Below are 4,095 nucleotides of genomic sequence, written 5' to 3'. Positions count from 1 at the left end.
CTAGTCCGCAGACTGTTACTATAGATTTGCCTACCATGAACTGTGCTATGTGCCCAATTACAGTGAAAAAAGCCTTAAATAAGGTAGATGGTGTAACCAACGCCGATGTCAGTTATAAAAAGAAACGAGCCGTGGTGACCTTCGACGACGACGCCACGAACGTTGAAGCGCTCGTCCAGGCCACAACCAATGCCGGATACCCATCCACGATCAAGGAGTAACGTGTTCATGGATAAGAACAAACGCTTGCTTCGTACTGGCGTGATTGGCACTCTGATTGTAGCCCTTTGCTGCTTCACACCGCTATTGGTTATTCTACTTGCTGCGGTTGGCCTGTCAGCCTTTACAGGCCATCTGGATGTTGTCCTTTTCCCCGCTCTGGCATTTTTCATCGGCCTCACGGGATATGCCTTTTACAGAAAAAAATCCCAACGTAATCCCGTATGTTGCAATACCGATCGTCATGGCGGAGAAACCAATGAGTAAATTTTATTTTCAGATAGAAGGTATGACCTGCACTAGTTGTGTAACCCATATCAAGGAAACACTAGAAGCCATTGAAGGGATCAATCGCACAGATGTTTCTTATGCTAACGCCAGTGCCGACGTGGACACAAACGCCAACGTGAACGCCAACGATATCATTGGTGCTATCGAGGCATTAGGCTATACGGTACAGGAACGGAGTTCACAAAAGGCCGGCTGTGCATCTGATAACGTAGCCACTCAGAAAAGTGATGAATCTCTGCATGTGGCGATTATTGGCAGTGGTTCCGGGGCATTTGCGTGTGCAATCAAAGCGGCTGAAGGCGGAGCGCGAGTCACCATCATTGAAGGTGCGGACGTTATAGGCGGTTGCTGTGTCAATGTGGGATGTGTCCCTTCCAAGATTTTGATTCGGGCAGGACAATTGGCCGAACAACAGCGCAATAATCCATTTAAAGGTCTGGAAAATCACGCGCCACAGTTAAGCCGTGCATTACTGACACAGCAACAAACCGCGCGCGTTGAAGAACTGCGAGCAGCTAAATATCAGAATATTCTCGAATCAAACCCGGCATTGAGTCTTGTAAAAGGTCATGCTCGATTTAAAAATACTAGCACCTTGATTGTGAGCAAGCCCGATGGTAATGAGCAAGAAGTTATAGCCGACCGCATTCTCATCGCAACCGGTTCAACTCCAACGATCCCACTCATTGATGGTCTGGCTAACACCCCCTATTGGACATCCACGGAAGCCTTGTTTGCCGAGGAAACACCAGAGCACTTGATTGTCATCGGTTCCTCCGTGGTAGCGCTGGAAATCGCACAAGCCTATCGCCGCCTAGGTGCCCAAGTTACTGTATTGGCGCGACATACTTTGTTATATGCTGAAGACCCACTCTTAGGTGAAAAGCTCACAACATTCTTTGAAAAAGAAGATATTCGTATACTCAACCATACCCAGGCGAGCAGTGTCGACTATGATGGAAAACGTTTTACCTTGGAAACGAATGCAGGATCACTCCAGAGTGATCGCCTACTGATCAGTACCGGTCGTCATGCTAATACAAGCCAACTCAATCTGGAAGCTGTCAGCATTAAAACCGAACGTAATGGTGCCATTACAGTTAACGACCATATGGAAACTACAGTGTTGAACATCTATGCGGCGGGTGATTGCAGTAACATGCCACAATTGGTTTATGTGGCAGCTGCGGCGGGTAGTCGAGCGGGTGTAAATATGACAGGTGGTGACGCCAAGCTCGATCTCTCCACTATGCCTACTGTAATCTTTACCGATCCTCAAGTCGCTACGGTTGGATTAACAGAAGAACAAGCTAAGGTACAAGGTATTAATACCGATAGCCGTGTTTTGGATATGGAAAATGTGCCCAGAGCACTGGCCAATTTCGAAACCGATGGCTTTATCAAACTTGTGGCTGAGACGAATACAGGTAGGATCATAGGCGCGCAGATTTTGGCTCATGAAGGTGGTGAAATCATTCAAAGTGCGGCATTGGCCATTCATAATCGCATGACCGTGACGGATCTGGCAGATCAACTATTCCCTTATCTAACTATGGTGGAAGGCTTAAAACTCTGCGCACAAACCTTTAACAAGGATGTGAAAGATCTTTCTTGTTGTGCCGGGTAAAGCGGCTTGATTGTAGTGTGCTACAGGCTACCGATTGGCTATGGATTATTGCAAACAAAAATTGATGCGCAGCTGACCTACTTGCATTCATTAGATTCACAACTACACCAATTGACCTGATAACCCGAATAACGGAATACACGATGTCAGAGAAATATGAAGCCAGCACAAACGACTGGGTGGCTAATAAATCCCGGTTTTTTGCCGCCTGGGGATTGCCCACTTTTATTATGCTGCTTACCTGGTTGATGCAACTAACGCCACTGCTCACTGGTATTCTCTGGATGGGTGCTTTGAGTTGGATGGGGGTTGCCTGTTTAAGAAATGCCCATCAGTGTGGCCGAATACACTGTTTTTTCAGTGGCCCCTATTTTCTGCTTTCTGCCGTTTTGGCGTTAGCCACTGGGATGCAATGGATACAAATCTTATCATTTAACGAATTAGGGCTCTTTCTATTAATTGGTACGCTGCTAGTATGCGTGTTGCCGGAAGTGTTCTGGGGAAGATATAAAAGCCCAAGAGAGAAGTAATGGAACTTCAACTTAATGTGTTCAAATTATAGACATCCTTTGTCAGCTATAATCCCATTATGTGTGGTGGCATTGAATATCAAGATCAAAAAGTCTACTTTCCTCAACCTGATGCGAGAATACCAGTCATGTTACGCCAAGGCGGTGTGACCTGGGTGACTTGGGGCAGACGCAAGAAAGGAGAGTCTGGAAGTTTTCCCAATGGTGGCTGGGCACGTTTAGATTCGATCAAAGCTGGCAGATGGAAGCCTTGGCACCCAAGGCCCATATTAATTCCCGCCAACTGCTTCATTGAAAAAGACCACAATGGCCAATCGCATTGGATAGACCTTGCACCAGGGATGGCCATTCAGGCATTACTGGCTGAAAGAAAAGGTGAGCAGCGAATTTATGTGGTTACTGTAGATACCCCACCTGAATCTCAATGGATACATGAACGCTGGCCGCGATTGATTAAGTTGGATCAACATAAATCAACATGAGGCATACATAATGCGTTTCCTTACTATCATCCTCCTCCTTTTTTCTTCACCTAACTATTCAGCAGGTACTTATAACCAGATTCTAGATGGCATGATGCCTAATAGCATTACAATTATTGGTGAATCCCACCAACGACCAGAAACAGTCCAGTTTTTCGAGTCGTTAATAACCGAATATCTACAACATAATAAATGCCTGACTATTGCATTGGAGATTGCTAGTAGCCAACAAATATTGCTTGATGAAATGGCAGATGGTAAAGCGGTTGCGACTGATATCGATATTTCACCAATAATTGATCACCCACCTTTTCGGACATTGATTGCTGATCTGGTCGAAAAGCAGAAAAACAATGATTGCCTGAAGCTCATCGCCATTGATGGGTGGATTGGAATAGACACCACCCGTGATGAATGGATGGCCAGAGTATTAAATGAGCAGAGAAGCCGCACGCCAGTGCTAGCTCTATTAGGAAACCTACACACCTTAAAGAAAGTTGACTGGAATCAAGCAATGACCAAGGGGTCGCCTCATGTTGCGGAGATTCTTGCATCTCAAGGCCACAGCATTAAAACTTATCCGCAAATGTGGACGAACCGAGCTTGCAATGACTGGAATCAGTTTATTCCCGCAGACGCACCACAAGCGGTTGGGCTACTCAATACCAGGCTAATTTCTTTACTCAATGCTTTTAATGCAGAGAATGCTGCTGATACCATCGACGGAATTATTCTTTGGGAGTGTGATGAACGACAAAAGATCGATGGGGTCGGTCTCGATTGAAATAAAAACAAACTTATAACCATGATTTCAGAATTTACAAATGATGGCTTTGGGTCGTAAGTAGGCCGCTAAATTGTATTGAAAAAACACGACAAAATCAGCAAAAACCTGAACTACTGCGCTTTATAGCGTCATTAATTTTGGCCATTTTGAATCTCACTT

Annotated in this window: 6 protein-coding genes; all 6 read left to right on the top strand. The window is 45.3% G+C overall.

From position 1 onward, the window contains the following. Positions 1-221 (top strand): mercury resistance system periplasmic binding protein MerP (gene merP, locus Q0688_RS20450; protein WP_299081773.1); only part of this gene is annotated, 221 nt, incomplete at its 5' end. 7 nt (positions 222-228) lie between these two features. Further along, positions 229-486 carry a mercury resistance system transport protein MerF gene (gene merF, locus Q0688_RS20445; protein ID WP_299081770.1) on the top strand — a complete coding sequence of 86 codons (258 nt, stop codon included), beginning with the start codon at positions 229-231 and terminating at the stop codon, positions 484-486. Beyond that, positions 479-2,137 (top strand): mercury(II) reductase, encoded by a 1,659-nt coding sequence (merA, locus tag Q0688_RS20440; RefSeq protein WP_299081767.1) that lies wholly within the window; start codon positions 479-481, stop codon positions 2,135-2,137. The genes merF and merA overlap by 8 nt, the downstream gene beginning before the upstream one ends. 143 nt (positions 2,138-2,280) lie before the next feature. Continuing rightward, complete coding sequence (locus Q0688_RS20435; protein ID WP_299081764.1) at positions 2,281-2,667, top strand: hypothetical protein; 387 nt, start codon at positions 2,281-2,283, stop codon at positions 2,665-2,667. 59 nt (positions 2,668-2,726) lie between these two features. Next, entirely contained in the window at positions 2,727-3,149 is a 423-nt protein-coding gene (locus tag Q0688_RS20430) for a hypothetical protein (RefSeq protein ID WP_299081761.1), read from the top strand. A 10-nt stretch (positions 3,150-3,159) separates the two neighbouring features. After that, on the top strand, positions 3,160-3,933 hold the full coding sequence (locus Q0688_RS20425) for a hypothetical protein (protein ID WP_299081758.1): 774 nt from the start codon (positions 3,160-3,162) through the stop codon (positions 3,931-3,933). The last annotated feature ends 162 nt before the right edge of the window (positions 3,934-4,095 follow it).

Origin of the sequence: uncultured Paraglaciecola sp. (assembly GCF_937123705.1) — a bacterium.
GTDB lineage: Bacteria > Pseudomonadota > Gammaproteobacteria > Enterobacterales > Alteromonadaceae > Paraglaciecola.
The sequence above is the reverse complement of the archived record's forward strand: the minus strand, read 5'-3'. Positions and strand labels throughout refer to the sequence as shown.

What these genes read in the sequence shown, in the direction of transcription:
- merF (WP_299081770.1), top strand. Translation starts at nt 229, where the DNA reads ATGGATAAGAACAAACGCTTGCTTCGTACTGGCGTGATTGGCACTCTG.
- merA (WP_299081767.1), top strand. Translation starts at nt 479, where the DNA reads ATGAGTAAATTTTATTTTCAGATAGAAGGTATGACCTGCACTAGTTGT.
- Q0688_RS20435 (WP_299081764.1), top strand. Translation starts at nt 2,281, where the DNA reads ATGTCAGAGAAATATGAAGCCAGCACAAACGACTGGGTGGCTAATAAA.
- Q0688_RS20430 (WP_299081761.1), top strand. Translation starts at nt 2,727, where the DNA reads ATGTGTGGTGGCATTGAATATCAAGATCAAAAAGTCTACTTTCCTCAA.
- Q0688_RS20425 (WP_299081758.1), top strand. Translation starts at nt 3,160, where the DNA reads ATGCGTTTCCTTACTATCATCCTCCTCCTTTTTTCTTCACCTAACTAT.